14 protein-coding genes and 1 pseudogene are annotated in these 16,640 nt (G+C 41.7%); 10 read left to right on the plus strand and 5 right to left on the minus strand.

Translation table 11 applies throughout. The features are described from left to right. Positions 1-221: 221 nt before the first annotated feature. Positions 222-800 carry a Uma2 family endonuclease gene (locus tag HWQ43_RS19515; RefSeq protein ID WP_292737104.1) on the minus strand — a complete coding sequence of 193 codons (579 nt, stop codon included), beginning with the start codon at positions 798-800 and terminating at the stop codon, positions 222-224. 142 nt (positions 801-942) lie between these two features. On the opposite strand from HWQ43_RS19515, the gene HWQ43_RS19520 reads away from it, so the two are divergent. The 6 genes from HWQ43_RS19520 (at position 943) to HWQ43_RS19545 (ending at position 6,534) form a co-directional block, all read left to right on the plus strand. After that, a complete protein-coding gene (locus HWQ43_RS19520; protein ID WP_292737106.1) occupies positions 943-2,286 on the plus strand; it encodes an adenylosuccinate synthase in 1,344 nt (447 codons plus the stop codon). A 91-nt stretch (positions 2,287-2,377) separates the two neighbouring features. Further along, on the plus strand, positions 2,378-2,983 hold the full coding sequence (locus tag HWQ43_RS19525; protein WP_292737108.1) for a 50S ribosomal protein L25/general stress protein Ctc: 606 nt from the start codon (positions 2,378-2,380) through the stop codon (positions 2,981-2,983). Between the two features lie 100 nt (positions 2,984-3,083). Beyond that, positions 3,084-4,613: an AAA family ATPase gene (locus HWQ43_RS19530; protein ID WP_292737110.1), complete on the plus strand. Its 1,530-nt coding sequence runs from the start codon at positions 3,084-3,086 to the stop codon at positions 4,611-4,613. A 99-nt stretch (positions 4,614-4,712) separates the two neighbouring features. Further along, complete coding sequence (locus HWQ43_RS19535) at positions 4,713-5,219, plus strand: hypothetical protein (protein ID WP_292737112.1); 507 nt, start codon at positions 4,713-4,715, stop codon at positions 5,217-5,219. Between the two features lie 181 nt (positions 5,220-5,400). Next, on the plus strand, positions 5,401-6,192 hold the full coding sequence (locus HWQ43_RS19540; protein WP_292737113.1) for a YdcF family protein: 792 nt from the start codon (positions 5,401-5,403) through the stop codon (positions 6,190-6,192). 120 nt (positions 6,193-6,312) lie between these two features. Beyond that, a complete protein-coding gene (locus tag HWQ43_RS19545) occupies positions 6,313-6,534 on the plus strand; it encodes a hypothetical protein (RefSeq protein WP_292737115.1) in 222 nt (73 codons plus the stop codon). A gap of 5 nt (positions 6,535-6,539) precedes the next feature. Here the strand turns inward: HWQ43_RS19545 and HWQ43_RS19550 are convergent, their stop codons facing one another. Further along, positions 6,540-6,782 (minus strand): ferredoxin-thioredoxin reductase variable chain, encoded by a 243-nt coding sequence (locus HWQ43_RS19550; protein ID WP_334701219.1) that lies wholly within the window; start codon positions 6,780-6,782, stop codon positions 6,540-6,542. 467 nt (positions 6,783-7,249) lie between these two features. Then, positions 7,250-7,366: pseudogene (locus HWQ43_RS19555) on the minus strand (ISAs1 family transposase); the annotation flags it as partial. Positions 7,367-7,552: 186 nt separating this feature from the next. Here HWQ43_RS19555 and HWQ43_RS19560 point away from each other — a divergent pair. Continuing rightward, entirely contained in the window at positions 7,553-8,845 is a 1,293-nt protein-coding gene (locus HWQ43_RS19560) for a hypothetical protein (protein ID WP_292737117.1), read from the plus strand. A gap of 1,146 nt (positions 8,846-9,991) precedes the next feature. Continuing rightward, the gene (locus tag HWQ43_RS19565; protein WP_292737120.1) at positions 9,992-11,161 is read left to right on the plus strand and encodes a PAS domain S-box protein; all 1,170 of its coding nucleotides are present in this window, start codon (positions 9,992-9,994) and stop codon (positions 11,159-11,161) included. A gap of 30 nt (positions 11,162-11,191) precedes the next feature. On the opposite strand, the gene HWQ43_RS19570 is transcribed toward HWQ43_RS19565, so the two are convergent. Then, positions 11,192-11,881 carry a CPBP family intramembrane glutamic endopeptidase gene (locus HWQ43_RS19570; RefSeq protein WP_292737122.1) on the minus strand — a complete coding sequence of 230 codons (690 nt, stop codon included), beginning with the start codon at positions 11,879-11,881 and terminating at the stop codon, positions 11,192-11,194. A gap of 903 nt (positions 11,882-12,784) precedes the next feature. Here HWQ43_RS19570 and glpK point away from each other — a divergent pair. Both glpK and argC read left to right on the plus strand, forming a co-directional pair. Further along, positions 12,785-14,299, plus strand: a complete 1,515-nt coding sequence (gene glpK, locus HWQ43_RS19575; RefSeq protein ID WP_292737124.1) for a glycerol kinase GlpK — start codon at positions 12,785-12,787, stop codon at positions 14,297-14,299. A gap of 189 nt (positions 14,300-14,488) precedes the next feature. Continuing rightward, positions 14,489-15,463, plus strand: coding sequence for an N-acetyl-gamma-glutamyl-phosphate reductase (argC, locus tag HWQ43_RS19580; RefSeq protein WP_292737126.1), 975 nt, complete (start codon positions 14,489-14,491; stop codon positions 15,461-15,463). A 126-nt stretch (positions 15,464-15,589) separates the two neighbouring features. On the opposite strand, the gene HWQ43_RS19585 is transcribed toward argC, so the two are convergent. Beyond that, complete coding sequence (locus HWQ43_RS19585) at positions 15,590-16,576, minus strand: DUF1350 family protein (RefSeq protein ID WP_366932859.1); 987 nt, start codon at positions 16,574-16,576, stop codon at positions 15,590-15,592. Between the last annotated feature and the right edge of the window lie 64 nt (positions 16,577-16,640).

Below are 16,640 nucleotides of genomic sequence, written 5' to 3' on the forward strand. Positions count from 1 at the left end.
TTTGATAACACGGGTAGCAAAATACAATCTGTTATAGTTGTAAATATCTGGATTTTTAAGGATGATGATTTATACATGATACTCACAAAGAAATCCGCTAAATTTTAATATAAATTCATTTTGAGCCGTAGTATCGCCAATACAATTCGGATCGGGTAATTTGCCTATCCATAATATTTGCAGAGACGTTGCAATGCAACGTCTCTGATTTGGAATTTTAATTAACCCCACACTATCCGTAAATCCAAAACAAAACCAGGTAATATATCTTCTCCAGACAGGCTAGTGGGAGACTCTAATACTTCTTTTGGTTGTCCTTGTCTATAAATTTCGACGCAACGTGTTTTTCGATCGATTAGCCAACCAAGTCGCACTTTTGCATCCATATATTCGCCCATCTTGGCTTGCGTCTCGCTCAAGCTATCAGATGGAGACATTAGCTCTAAAACAAAATCAGGAGCTATGGGAGGAAATTTATCGCGCTGTTCGCTGCTGAGTGCATTCCATCTTTCTAACTGTATCCAGGATACATCGGGGGAACGGTCTGGGCCGTTGGGAAGTTTAAAGCAAGTGGAAGAGTCGAATACTTCTCCAAGTTGGGTTTGTTCATTCCACAAGACAAATCGAGTAGTAAGTTTGGCATTGCATTTTCCAGTTTCTCCCCCTGTTGGTGGCATTACAATTAATTCTCCCTTGGCGTTGCGCTCAAATTTGACATCAGGATTATCCCGACACAATTGGTAAAATTGGTCACTGGTAAGTTTGATAACGTTATTAAAGTTGATGGTAATCGCTGTCATAACAGGGTGACATCATAGATCCACAATGGAATTTGCTGTTGAGGCGCACGTCTGTACGCTCTTACTACAATTATCTTGACATGATTCAAGCTATATGTTAATAATAATAGTTTGTGGAAACTTTACTTCTTAATATAAGCTCTTGGCTAACGTCATTGTCATAGGTGCCCAATGGGGCGATGAAGGAAAAGGTAAAATAACTGACTTACTCAGCCGTTCCGCAGATGTTGTGGTGCGTTACCAAGGGGGTGTCAATGCTGGACACACGATTGTAGTTAAAGGTCAGACCTTTAAACTGCACTTGATTCCCTCTGGGATTTTGTATCCAAATACCGATTGCATTATCGGCTGTGGAACAGTCATCGATCCACAGATTTTGATCGCAGAACTCGACCAACTAAAAGAGTTAAATATTTCCACTGACCACCTGCTGATATCTGAGACAGCCCACGTAACAATGCCTTATCATCGATTGATTGACCAGGCATCTGAAGAACGACGGGGAAGCCATAAGATCGGCACAACAGGTCGGGGCATTGGGCCGACTTATGCTGACAAATCTGAACGTACAGGTATTCGGGTTTTAGACTTGATGGACCCGGATGGGCTGCGCGAGCAGCTGGAGTGGACGATTAATTATAAAAACGTCATTTTAGAAAAGCTTTACAACTTGCCGCCTCTAGATCCACAAGAGGTGATTGAGCAGTATTTGGGGTATGCAGAACGCTTGCGGCCTCACGTTGTTGATACATCGTTGAAAATATCCGATGCGATTCAACGACGGCGTAATATTTTGTTTGAAGGCGCACAAGGTACGCTCCTAGACTTAGATCACGGAACTTATCCTTATGTTACCTCCTCTAACCCTGTTGCGGGTGGAGCTTGTGTTGGTACTGGGGTAGGGCCGACAATGATTGACCGGGTAATTGGGGTGTCAAAAGCCTATACAACCCGTGTCGGAGAGGGGCCATTTCCCACCGAATTAGATGGCGAGTTGGGAGAATTATTGTGCGATCGCGGTGCCGAATTTGGCACAACCACCGGACGCAAACGGCGCTGTGGCTGGTTTGATGCCGTCATCGGTCGCTATGCCGTGAGGATTAACGGCATGGATTGTATGGCGCTCACCAAACTGGATGTTCTTGATGAATTAGAGGAAATCCAAGTTTGTGTTGCTTATGACATAGATGGTCAACGCAGCGAACACTTCCCCACAAGTTCTCGTCTATTTGCTAGATGTCGCCCCATCTACAAAACCTTACCAGGGTGGCAAGTGTCAACAACTCACTGCCGCACCCTAGAAGACTTGCCACAACGAGCATTGGATTATCTCAAATTCTTAGCCGAATTGATGGAAGTCCCGATCGCGATCGTCTCATTAGGAGCCAGCCGCGATCAAACCATAATCGTAGAAGACCCAATCCACGGGCCCAAACGCGCTTTATTGCACCCTGACGGGACACCTGCTACCCTACTTAGTGCGTAAATTTAGTCATTAGTCATTTGTCATTGGTCATTAGCAAATGATTAATGACAAAGGACAAAGGACAACTGACAACTGACAAAGGACAACTTTTATGGCTATTACAGTCGAATCTCAAAAACGTCCAGAAGGCAGCAAGCCAAGAGCTTTGCGCCGCGCTGGATTGATACCTGCCAATTTGTATGGTCATAAGGGTACAGAATCCATTTCTTTGACCATTGAAGCCAAAACTGTTGAGCGTTTGCTCAAAAGAGCTTCCGTCAACAACACCTTGATTGAGTTGAATATTGCTGATGCACCTTGGCGCGGTAAAACCTTGCTGCGGGAACTTCAGATCCATCCAGCCAAAGGTACGCCTTATCACCTCAGCTTTTTCGCGGTTGCTGGCCACGGAGACACCACTGTAGAAGTACGGCTGCGTTTTGTCGGAACTGCTGTTGGTGTTAAACAAGAGGGTGGCGTGTTAGACACTGTAATCTCGGAATTACAAGTGAGTTGTGCGCCAGAAAACATCCCAGATGTGATCGAAATCGATGTTTCTAATCTGCAAATTGGAGACAGCTTGAGTATTAGTGATATAGCCTTTCCTGAAGGTGTAACACCTCTAGCTGAATCAGAACGACTTGTTGTGAGCGTTTTGCCACCACAAATTAGCGCTGAAGATGCTGGGATAGAAACTGAAACTGAAGCAGCTCCCTAGGCTAGGTAAACTGTGTAATAATTTTTGATGATATCCAGGGGGGAACTCCTGGTTTTTTTGTATTTGAACCGCAGAGGCGCAGAGAGCGCAGAGGACAGAGATGACAGAAGCGACTCTTCCAGCTTTAATTCAGCAAATGTTGCAGCCGGGATTTTATCCCCATCCGGTAACAGAACCTATTCAACTAATTCAAACTCACGTTTCTTATGTGCTGTTAACTGGGGATTACGCTTATAAGCTGAAAAAACCTGTGAATTTTGGCTTTTTGGACTTTTCTACCTTAGATAAGCGGCAGCATTTTTGTCAGGAAGAGTTACGGTTAAATCAGCGGGGTGCTGGTGAATTGTATTTAGAAGTTTTGCCCATAACTCTGGTGGGAGAGCAATACCAGTTAGGGGAAACGGCCGAGGCTGTAGAATATGTGCTGAAGATGCGTCAATTTCCTCAAGAGTCGCTATTAAGCACACTTTTTGAAGCAGGTAAGTTAAATGAGACGCGTCTAGATGAGTTAGGACGGGTTGTGGCTCAATACCATGCCAAAGCACAGACGAATGATTACATTCGCACTTTTGGCGAAGTGCCAAATGTTCGGGCTGCTTTTGATGAGAATTCTCAGCAAACTGAGAAGTATATTGGTGGCCCTCAGACTCAGGCGCAATTTACAGAAACCAAGCAATATACAGATAACTTTTTTGCTGAACGTCCAGAATTATTTGCTAGCAGAATTGACAACGACTATATTCGTGAATGTCACGGGGATTTACACCTAAGAAATATTGCCCTGTGGCACGATAAAATCTTATTGTTCGATTGCATTGAATTTAATGAGCCGTTTCGCTTTGTCGATGTGATGTACGATGTGGCGTTTACGGTGATGGATTTGGAAGCTCGTCAGCGTAAAGACTTAGGTAATGCATTTTTGAATGCCTATATAGAGCAAACTGGAGACTGGGAAGGCTTACAGGTGTTGCCCTTGTATTTAAGTCGTCAGGCTTATGTTCGGGCGAAGGTGACATCATTTTTGCTAGACGATCCGAGTGTACCTGCGACGGTAAAGGAAGAAGCGACAAAAACCGCCGCTGATTATTACAAACAGGCTTGGGAATACACTAAACCAAACTTGGGACAACTAATTTTGATGTCGGGGTTGTCGGGTTCTGGTAAAAGTACCACAGCCAGGTCTTTAGCCCGTCAACACGGAGCGATTCACCTGCGTTCAGATGCAGTGCGGAAGCATTTAGGGGGAATTTCTTTGTGGGAACGGGGTGGCGATGATTTGTATACTCCTGAGATGACCGAGAAAACTTACACACGGCTGTTGGAATTGGGAATTATCCTGGCTAAACAAGGTTTTTCGGTGATTTTGGATGCCAAGTATGATAAACAACAGTTACGGCAAGAAGCGATCGCCCAAGCTACAAAACATCAACTTCCCCTTCAGATTATCCAATGCACAGCACCGTTGGAAGTTCTAAAAGAGCGTTTGAACAATCGCACTGGTGATATTGCTGATGCCACCGCCGATTTATTAGCCTCACAAATCAAACATGCTGAACCTTTTACTGAAGAGGAACAACCTTATGTAAAGATTTGGGATACAACTCAGCCACAACAGGCACAATTAAAATAATTCGTAATTCGTAATTCGTAATTCGTAATTCGTAATTGAGTTGAAAATTAACAATTACGAATTAGTAATTAGTAATTAGTTAAATAAGTTTTTTATTTTATGGCAGACAAAAAGAACGACCTTTTCAGTATTTCTCCCAGCTTCTTGTCTCAACTATTATTTGGGGCATTTTTAACATTTATATTAATAATGACTGGCTCCGCACCAGCCCTGAGTATCTTCTTAGGAATCATGGGCGGTTTCATCTTAAGCTGGATCACCAATGTAACTGATAATAGCCCCCAGGCTTCATCTGTCGCCTCATCTGATGGTGTCGATACAGGATTGAAATACTGGTTATTTTTCATGCTGGGCTTTGTATATTTGGGCTATCCCGCACCCACGAGTATCTTACTAGGTGGATTAGGGGCTTTAGCTGGAGGCTGGATTACTGCTTGGTGGGGAAGTAAGGAAGAAACTAGAACTCAGTTGCAAGTTGAAGAATCAGAAGAGACGGAAGTTGAACCAACGAATGAAAGGATCAACAAACGGCAAATCAGAAAAGCCGGTCGCCGTTACCGTCGCGCTCCTGGAAGTAGTTTCAATTTCAAGTTTTGGGAAAGGTAGTAATTTGGGAATAGCGCATTGGGCATTGGGCATTGGGCATTGAAAAGAGGCAGAGGTGCGGGGGGCAGGGGGGAAAAACTTACTGCAACTTCTCCTCTGCTCCCTGCTTCCATGATTCTTCCCCACTCCCTCATCTCCTATTTCCCATGCCCCATGCGCTATTCTCCATGCCCTAATAAATATGTTTTTATATCTATCCAAATTACTGCCATTATTTTTTTATCCACTAGGATTAGCCTGTGTAAGCTTGGTAGTAGCATTAGTGACTTTGTGGAAACGACCCCGGATTGCTGCGATCGCAATTGCTTTTTCCCTAACTTTATTGCTATTTTGTAGCAATGCTTGGATCGCTAAATCATTAGTGCGATCGCTAGAATGGCAAAATCTTCCACCCGCTCAAATACCTAATGCAGAAGCGATTGTGGTTTTGGGTGGCGCAACAAAATCAGCTTTTCCTCCCAGACCTACCGTCGATTTAAGTGAAGCAGGCGATCGCGTCATCTACGCCGCACAACTCTATCGCCAGAAAAAAGCGCCTATAATCATTCTGAGCGGGGGGCGCATTGATTGGCGTGGAAGTGGTTCTCCAGAATCAGCAGATATGGCCACAATACTCACATCTATTGGTATTCCGGCTGAGGCGATTGTTCAAGAACCTGACTCTCTCAATACTTATCAAAATGCTGTAAATGTCCGCAAAATTTTGGAGTCTCGTGGCATTCGTCAGGTATTATTAGTAACTTCGGCAATGCATATACCGCGATCGCTTCAAATTTTCCAGCGTCAAGGAATCAATGCTATTCCTGCACCCACAGACTTTCTAGTTAGTGAGGGTGAGTTGCAAGAACTCGGTAGTACTCCCAAAGCTGCTATACTAAATTTATTACCTGATACTGAAAACTTACACCAATTTACCATCGCTTTAAAAGAGTATATTGGTTCTTTAGTTTATCACTTACGTGGTTGGCTTTAATCAAGTTAGCAGTTGTTAGAAAGTTAAGGTTATGAGTTATGAGTTATTAATTAGGAAGTGCGGTAATTACCTGAATTCAAAACAGACGCGATCAATCACGTCTCTACTACTCTGAATTTTATGTCAAAAAATTTACCTTATATTATTCCAGTTGCTCAACCCCAAGTTGAGGAAACTTTTGCCTCTTACCAAACAACCCATCAGTTTTACTACGAAGTTCGGTCACGGTCAGAGTTTCAGCGTTATTGTGATTGGTATTATACAACCGCAGAACAAAACCGCCAAGAGCTTAAAAGAATGCGCGGCGAACTGAATATTTTTCAGTGGTTTCGCCGCCGATAAGTGATTTAGATGATTTCTAACTCATTTTCACGTAAATGGGCTTTAAACTTTTTACTAAACTGCACTACAATCGGCAGATTAGCGCTTACTGGTCTGTCTCGCCATTGGGTGGCAATAGCTACTACATCGCCTTCTGTGCCTTTGATGTCAAAAGGCTGATTCCGATGTTCAGGATGATGATACACCACTACCGAATCTTTAACGCGGACGCGATCGCCAACTTTCATAACAACATTTACACCTAGCATTTTCTTTTCCACAAGTATCTGCTACAAAATATATGATTAAATCGCTTAGAATTTGATTTAATCAGCTATTTCTTGACGCTTCATCGGGGTGCAACGGCTTAACCCTCTGCGTCCAGGCACGTCTTAGCAATCCGCGCGTACTTTTTTAAGTTTTTTGCCACCTTAATAAGTATCGCCCATAGCCTTTCTCTTTAACCCAAAAGCAGGGAAATGAAAGAAAATCAGGCGATATCGGATGTGCTTAGTACTTTGACAATATATCCAACCCTTTTATCTTGACTCTAGGATGTTCCCCAGGTCAACTCTCTCACGAATTTTAGTGTATGGCAGATGCTTGGTTATTGCGATCGCTCGTTTGTATACAATAGAATTTGACCTCTCTTGTTTTACTGGAGTTTAGACTAAGCCATGCAAAACGACTCAGCAGGGCTGAGTCTAAACTCCAGTACGGCGGGCTACGCCTACGCTCTCAGTATTGAGAGATTGTCCGGAGCATTACCCATACATATTGTTGAGTCATCCTCCTTCATAACTACGTCTTTAATCCAATGGAGGCGATTTTCAATACTCCAATAACCGCGAATACCACCTTGCACCCCTAAGACAGGTGTGGTTCAAATACATCAAAACTGCTGTAAACGCTAGGATTAAAATTTCTGGTTTACAGTGGAATGTTAAGAGTGTCAACCAAATTGTTTCTGTTCGTTGTTGCCAAAACCGGATGCTCCCTACTCACACCCCCTATTTTTCTTGAAAATATCTGAAGATATATGAAATTTAGAACCTTCAAATATCCTTTCGCACTCATCCTAGTCAGCTTCGGTTTTTTGCAGATAGCTGATGCTCAAACTCCTGTAGCGGAAATCTCCAAGCTATCTCAAGAAGTTTCTGTACTTCGGAAACAGGGCCCAAAAGGGTTACAAGTATTTCTTAAATCCCATGCTAATACGTTAAATACCGCTTCTTCAGGAGCAGTTCTACCTTCCCCTGCACTTCGGGTAGCTTTAGACGAACTTTGTCAACAACGGGACTGTTACGCCTCTCGTTTGTATTGGTACACTGATATAGAACAAGCCAAAGCTGCTGCTAGAAGCAGTGGTAAACCCATTCTATCTCTGCGGTTATTGGGTAGGCTAGATCAAGATTTGAGTTGTGCTAATAGTAGATTCTTCAGGGTAGCGCTGTATCCGAATGTTGAAATTTCTAAGCTGCTTCAAGACCGCTTTATTTTGCATTGGCAATCAGTGCGCCCTGTACCCAAAGTAACTATTGATTTTGGCGACGGACGCAAGTTGGAGCGAACGATTACAGGCAATAGCATTCATTATATATTGGATGCATCGGGTCGGCCAATCGATGCTATTCCAGGGTTATATAGTCCCAAAGCATTTTTGCAACAGCTACAGCAGGCTGAATTAGCAGTAAAAAATTACAGTAAACTTACACCAAGCGATCGCGAGTCTTATTTAAGAAAATACCACAGCGATCGCTTAAATTCTATCCAAGCCCAATGGGTTGCAGATTTATCTCGCCTGGGTATCCAGTCTCCCCCTAAGTTGGTAGAAATTCCCAGCAATCGCAGTCAACTACCGACAGCAGAAATAGCAAGCTCTCTAGCAGTTTCTAAAATGAGAGTTGAAACGCCAATGCTAACTGCTCTCCAGTCTAGTGCTGAACGCAATCAAAACGCCTTAGCTGAAATTACTGACCAGAAAGTTTGGGACAAAATTGCTCAACTCTATGCCGCCGATGTCAAGCTAGATCGAAACAGTATTTCTCTAATCAGAGCTAAAAAGTCTCAGTCTGTCAACACTCAAGAAGATAATTTGCCGATAATAGTGAAAAATTTTGAAGCCACAATGGCTCTAGATACAGTCAGAAATGAATATATGCTGCACAGCCAAATTCATCAATGGTTTATGCAAGGTAAGCAAACCAGGAGCGTGGAAGCGCTCAATGAACAAGTATACGGACAACTATTTTTAACTCCTAGTTCTGACCCTTGGTTAGGGCTTTTCCCCAGCGACAGCTACAGCGCCATTGATAATGATGGCATTCGTTAGGGGACTTGCAAAAAATAAATTATCTCAAATTATTTCTAGATTTGTAGGAGCGCAAGCCCTTGCGCCCCTACTCATAACCTGATGTAAGTAAAAAGGAGTGATGAGATTTTATAGCACTGACACCTTACCCATCACTCCTTATAACTTGCGCGTTGATTAGCTGTTACGCATTGTTAAATTACACCAGCTTACTACTTCATTTATCCTCTAACTAAAGAGGCGGATAATTATTAAGTTAATACGTGCTTCTCTATACAAATATTTTTAACTTATTAATATCTATCTTTGCAATTATTAGATATATTAGTCCCACTATTGCTTGTTCTCACTAGTTTTAATCTTTACCTGTGCCAGATATTTCCATAATGAATTTGAAAATCGAAAGGCTTAGATTCCCAACTTCTCAAAGAAGTGGGGAATTTTATTAATAGACAACGTATTCAGAATCACAAACAAACTTAACTTAGATTCTATGTCTTTAGTAGTAGTTGCTTGATTCTTGTGATGGAAGTTGGCGACAGTCTTATCAGTTATTCTTAAGGAAAATGGAAACAATTATCATTAGCACTAAATCATTCATTGGGGGAATGACAAAGCGGGTTCAATAATAATAGTCATAAATTAAGGTTGAGATGTAGGGTTTTGCGAGTCTGCTATCTTATCTAATTTCTTTGCTAGTCAGCATTTTGACTGGCTTATCAGTTTAGTCAAAAATTAGCATAATCTTAGATGGGGAGATTTGGCACTCGTATTTAGCTGAGTTTACCGAATTTTACCACCAAAGGTAGAAGTAATACTTAGCAAAACCCCGTAAAATTTATTCTTTGATTTTTTGTTAAAAAACATCCGAGTGGCGCAAGTTCTTAATGGACACTTTGTAACTTGCTAAATTCAATTTACTTTTGAGTATCCAGGTTGAATGCGACACGTGTCATTTCAAAACTGGTTTGTTTATAGCGCCTGTAGGATATAAATTGTCGAAAACCTAAAATAAATGTAATTTGACAAGTTCAATTGAATAAAAATTGCAGTTTACAACCAGTTAAATTTATCACTCAGCCAAATTACGAGTGCTGCAATTTTTTCAAGGATTTACTTGGTATATTTTTTTGCTCAACCTCTGCAAGCAAGTAGCAGGAATTTAAGGTGAATATAGAAAAATTTATCCAGCGCGCAGAAGTATTGCACAAGCGTTTAGCAGATTTATACCAAACTGCTAGTGTATTACCTTGGATTTCCCCAGATTTGCTGCCGCAAGCTTTTAAGGAACTTTATAACACCTCGAAAATAGTACAGTTAGCGGCAGAGGAACTTTATCAGCAAAACGAGGAACTAGTAAAAACACGAAATTGGCTAGAAGCAGAACGCAAACACTATCAAGATTTATTCGACTTTGCGCCCGACGGCTATTTAGTGACTAATACAGAAGGAATCATTCAAGAAGCTAACTTGACCGTAGCTAAGTTACTCAATGTTTCAAAGCAATTTCTAGTGGGCAAATCAATGATTAGCTTCGTCCCTCTAGAAGAACGTCAGCACCTTCGCAGCGAAATCATTCAGCTATCACAATCAAACAGAGCTAGAGAGCTATTGATACGCTTGCAACAACGTCATGGTGAAATTTTTGATGCAGCTTTGACAGTGGCAGTTACCCGCAATCCGCAGGGGAAGGCAACGTCTCTACGCTGGATAGTACGTAATATCACTGAACGTAAACGAGTAGAATCAGCAGTAGTCAAGAATGACAGCGACCTCTTCAATAATCGTCCCGTAGATAAATATTCTAAAGGAGAAACTATTCCCCTCAACCCATTAGTAATTTTGTATGTTTCTCAGGGTTTAGTCAAACTCAGTACCTACTGTGAAACGGGTGAAGAAGTGCTGATAGGATTGGCAACGGCAGGAATGGTTTTTGGCTCTAGTTTGACATCTTTAAACATTTACCAAGCAACAGTTCTCGCTGATGTTGAGTTGGTGTCAATTTACGCGGCAGAGATGGCAGCTTCTCCAACACTGAGCCATACGCTTTTACCAAAAATTAATCAGCGGTTACAGCAAACAGAATCTTTTTTAGTCATTTGTGGAAGACGGCGGGTACAAGAACGCTTGCACCACCTATTACAACTTTTGAAACGAGAAGTGGGTGAAACTGTACCAGAGGGAACTCGTTTAAGTGTTCGCTTTACTCACGAAGATTTTGCTAGCGCCTGCTGCACCACTAGGGTAACAATTACAAGATTGATGGGCAAATTACAAGAAGAAGGTATAATCAGTTTTGACTTAAAAAAACACATTATCTTGAGAGATTTTGATTAATTAATTCGCTGTGGATTTATTTTACTTTTGTTAAGTAAAGATAAGTTGCCAGCCAATCAGGAAAATTGCTATATCTGCAAAAACATGGCTGATGTATCCAGGCCAGATTGAGGAATAATTTAAGTAGCACCATGACCAAACTGCCCCTGCTAGAAACACCCCCAATGAGCATAATATTGTCGCCCGCCAGTCGAAGTAAGCTGTCAAACCAACAACGTGATGAATCGTAAAAAAAAGTGCAGACAGTATTACAGCTAAAGGACTTGATACCAAAATTTCACATTTACGATAGACAAACCAACGCCAGACAAATTCCTCAAGTAAAGAGTTAACAAATATCCAATACACTGAACCTACTAAGTAAATCACAAAACTGTTTAATCCAACTTGCGTTGCTCGATCGCGAACATATTCAACATCTATCCATTTTGCTCCCAGCAGCCAATAAACAATCAAGATGATGCCTAGCATCAATAGCCCTAATCCGACTCCAGCCAATAAATCGCGTCTTTTAGGATATTCAACTTTTAAATTCTCTTTATCGACAAATAACAACCAAATAATGGGTAGTACCAACAACCAGATTTTAGATAATAAAGCTACTAAATGTCCTTGAAAGCCAGGGAGTATATATAGTTGAGTTGTAATACCAATGCTCGGAACTGACACAAGTAACAACAGAGCTAGTAGTGCATTTTGATTTTGGTTAGCTTTTAACATGGGTAGATTTTATTGTATTTCGATGGTTTTAACTTTTAAACCACATCTAGTTTTAAATCCATAGTTTTTATATCAAGTTAAGATGATTACTTGTAATAAAATCTATATTAACGAGGTTTACTCTCAATACTGTTCGGTTAAGCAAGAGACGCGATGAATCGCCGTCTCTACAATAATTAGTCTTTTGAGAGACGACGATTTGCGTCTTTGCGAACTAGAATTTTCATCAAAAAACCTTAACAAAACCGTATTGGGTTTACTATTAATTTTTATATGCAAACTATAAAACATGAGTATCATAATTAGACTTGAATAAAGTGACACTTTGTATATTGCCACATAAATTTAATAATAAAACTTGTATGAATTTGTGTGTAATATTCCTGCGATCGCAGCATTTTGATAATTATTTACTGTGCTGATATACTTACACATAATTAAAATTCACAGTGTCTTGCAACGTTGTGAAGGTCTGGGATTTGAGGCGAACATCGATACCCATTGTGCTAAGTAAAACTTTGTGTAAAAATGTAGCGTTTTTAAATTTACAGAGACGTAACGCTATGCAAACAGGTAATTCAAAATGTACCCAAAATAATGTATATGTGATTGAGGGCGTATTGCTAAAATCGCGATGTCTAGTACAGCACGGTGGAAGTAAACCACCCCTTCGGGTGACGCTCTCTACGAGACGTTAAAAGCGAACGCAGGCTCGCTAACGCTGCGCTAACGGCAGTTCCTCATGGGGGGAACCCCCTTGGCGCTAGCCTCTCCCTTTGGGAGAAGACCGGACTGCCTCACCATTTAAAATCTATGAAACGCTTACGCTGTATTCATTTTTAATTTTTAATTCCGCCTTGCGGTACTAGGTTGGGCTACGCCTACGCAGCATTCAAAGCAGCTATGCACACATTTGGCACAAAAATTCCATCATTGGGCTATATTTTAGCACTGGATTTAGGTACGACAGGCAACCGCGCCTTTGTATTTAACGCAGACGGCAAGATTGTTGGGCAAGCATATAAAGAATTAACTCAGTATTATCCTCAGCCAGGATGGTTAGAACATGACCCTCAACAAATCTGGCAGGATACCTGTTGGGTGATGCAAACCGCAATTGCAAATGCCCAGATTACGCCATCAGCGATCGCAGCTTTGGGACTAACTGTACAGCGCGAAACCTGCTTGATTTGGGACAAAACTACTGGTAAACCACTCCATAGAGCAATCGTTTGGCAAGATCGCCGCACTGCTCCCCTTTGCCACCAGTTACAAGAACAAGGCTACGCTGATGAAATTTACGATCGCACCGGATTAATTATCGATGCCTATTTTTCTGCTACCAAACTTAGATGGCTATTAGATAATTTTCCAGATGTTGACCAGAACAATGTCTTAGTAGGCACTATTGATACCTGGGTGCTGTGGAATCTCACTGGTGGGAAAGTTCATGCTACTGACCACAGTAACGCCAGCCGGACAATGCTAATGAATCTCAAAACCTGTGAATGGGATGAGGATTTACTTAAACTATTTCAAATCCCGGCTCATATTTTGCCCCAGATTCAGCCGAGTTTAGGAGTATTTGGAGTTACTGATGCGACTTTATTGGGTGCGGAAATTCCCATCACTGCCATCTTGGGAGATCAGCAAGCGGCTTTATTTGGTCATGGCTGCGATCGCCCCGGTTTGATGAAATGCACTTACGGTACTGGTAGCTTTTTGGTTGCTCACACAGGTAATCAAATTGTGCGCTCGCACCATCAACTCATTTCGACAGTGGCATGGACACAAGCAAATTCAAAAGATACTTTAGATGTCGGCTATGCCTTAGAAGGCAGTATGTTTACCAGTGGTGCTTGTATTCAATGGTTGCGCGATCGCCTGAAGCTGATTAAAACTGCTGCTGAAACTGAAGCGATGGCCAATCAGGTAAAAGATAATGGCGGAGTCTACTTTGTGCCAGCATTTAGTGGACTGGGCGCGCCCTACTGGGATATGAGCGCGAGGGGAGCCTTTTTCGGCATTACCGCCAGTGTACAACCAGAGCATCTAGTTCGCGCTGTGTTGGAAGCGATCGCTTATCAAGTTCTGGAGGTGGTGCAGGCGATAAATGCATCTAGCGGTACTCCAGTTGGGCGATTAACCGTAGATGGTGGTGCTTGCGAGAATAATTTTTTGATGCAGTTTCAAGCTGATGTCTTAGGTATTCCAGTTGAACGTCCGATAATGCGGGATACCACCGTTCAGGGTGCAGCATTTGCGGCAGGTTTAGCTGTAGGATTTTGGGAGAGCTATGAAGCACTGGTGGAACAACGGCAAATTGAGCGTGTGTTTGAACCAAGGAACAATTTCCCCTTGTCCAACTTTGGTACTTGGCAAAAGGCAGTGAAACGTACTCTGGCTTGGGAGGAGTAGCTGATGCAATTTCTGAAACTAGAGGGACAAACAGTCACAATTGATTTAATGGATTATTCTCTTCCTCCTATCGAACCAATCCTGAGCTTTTTCGTGTGGATGGTGAAAGCAGGTTAATCTCATTCAAAAATCGATCGTTAAAATAACTCTTACTTTGTCAAAATATCACTCTCATATAATAGAAAGCGCATGACTACTAAACCGAAGATTTTCATTGATGGGGAATCGGGAACCACAGGCTTACAAATTTACTCACGCCTGAACCAGCGTGATGACATCGAGTTAGTTAGCATTGAAGCATCTAAACGTAAAGATGCAACTGAGCGAACTAAACTAATCAATGCTGTTGATGTTATCATTCTCTGCCTACCTGATGATGCAGCCCGCGAAGCTGTTAGCTTAGTCAGTAATACTAGGGTTAAGATCCTTGATGCTAGCACTGCCCATCGCACCGCTAAAGACTGGGTATATGGCTTCCCTGAACTAAATCCAGGACAACGAGAGAAAATCGCCAGCGCCCAGTTTGTCAGCAATCCGGGCTGTTATCCCACAGGATTTTTAGCTTGTATTCGTCCGTTGATTGCTAAAGGACTCCTGAACAGTAACTTTCCCATCACCGTTAATGCAGTATCAGGTTACTCTGGTGGCGGAAAGAATCTTATAAAACAGTATCATAGCTTCCACGAACAGCAAGCCGGGGCAGAACCACTCTACCCTTATGGCATCTACGGTTTGCAGTTTGGGCATAAGCACGTCAAAGAAATGCAACATTATTCAGGGTTAGCATCGCCGCCGCTATTCGTACCCGCAGTGGGAGATTTTGAGCAGGGGATGCTAGTACAGATACCTTTGCCACTGGGAAGTTTAGATAATCCACCATCAGGTAAGGTTATCTATGAAGCGATCGCTGACTACTACCAAAGTGAAAAGTTTGTGCAGGTTGCTCCATTCCAAGATTCTACACTGCTCAGAGACGGAACATTTCTGGATGCGATCGCACTGAATAATACCAATATTGTTCAGGTTTTTGTATTCGCCAATGACACCACTAAAGAAGCGTTGCTAGTTGCTCGTCTTGACAATCTGGGTAAAGGCGCATCAGGAGCCGCAGTCCAAAACCTAAATATCATGCTAGGTTTTCCAGAAGAGTTGGGATTGTCATGAAAGCGAGTTAAGCGGTGAGGAGTGGGGAGTAGGGAGTAGGGGAGCAGAGGAGCAGAGGAGCAGAGGAGAAGTTGCAGTAAGTTTTTCCTCTGTGCCTCATGTGCCCAATGCCCATTATCTTGATTTTTATTTCAGTTCGTCAAGCAATTGAATTACATTATGCTCAAATGCTTTGTTTCGCTCTTTAACTGATTCAATTAACGGTTTATCAAAAAGATTAATAACATATTTAGCTAGCTGAATACCTAAAGGTCTTAAATGTCCAGCTGCTACAGTTTTCCGAAAATCTTGAGGTGGCTTTTGCAGAATATTAGTAAACCATTCACAGGTTGATTTAGCAATATTGTCTGATTTAAAACAGACTAAACCCATAATATTAAATAGCCCACTATCCTTAATTAAATACTGAGTTTCTTCAACAGTTGGTTTCACACCCCAACCAAGATTATCGATGATATCCGCTAAAAATTTAGGACGAATTGCGCTCCCTGTGTCAGCAATAGCAGGTGCTAATAGGATAGAAACCTGTCCTTTAATGAAGACACTGTTAATATTGATATTCTTATGCACATAAGTGTAAATTATTTTTTTAACTTCATACGTTTTTCGCGTTAGTTCATCAAAGAGAATGTTAATGTCTGCAATAATATTTTCTATCTGTGACTCATCGGAAGTTTTAGATAGTAGCTTCCGAATAAACTGCTCTCTATCTTGACGCTCTGGAGGTAGAGCAGTAAATCCTTCTAACAGCGAGATATATTTACAGCCAAGGCTATGTCCAATCCAAGAAAAGTTTTTATCATCTAGATAGGCTTCATAATCATATCCTGCAACACTTGCCATTTTCACAAGCTCTGGCAGAATTTCATACTGTTCTCTCATGAGAAAACCAGCTTCTACATAATGGTTAAAAGTAAAATTAAACGGCAAAAGAATAATTGTATATCCCTGCTCAAATAGAGATTGAAGCAGATAACGATAAAAAAGCATAGGGCCAAATGTACCAAAGAAAGCCCCGGCAATAAATTGAATTACCCCTTTAGGCCTTGGATGTAGAGCAACCCAACTGTGAGAAACTGGTTTAAATCTCAGTTTTAGATTCATATTTACCATGACTTATTTGTAGGTATATGCTGAATCTCCAAACTGAAATTATTGCTTTTCGGATTATTCAAAA

This window comes from Nostoc sp. JL31, from assembly GCF_017114965.1.
Taxonomy (GTDB): Bacteria; Cyanobacteriota; Cyanobacteriia; order Cyanobacteriales; family Nostocaceae; genus Nostoc; species Nostoc punctiforme_A.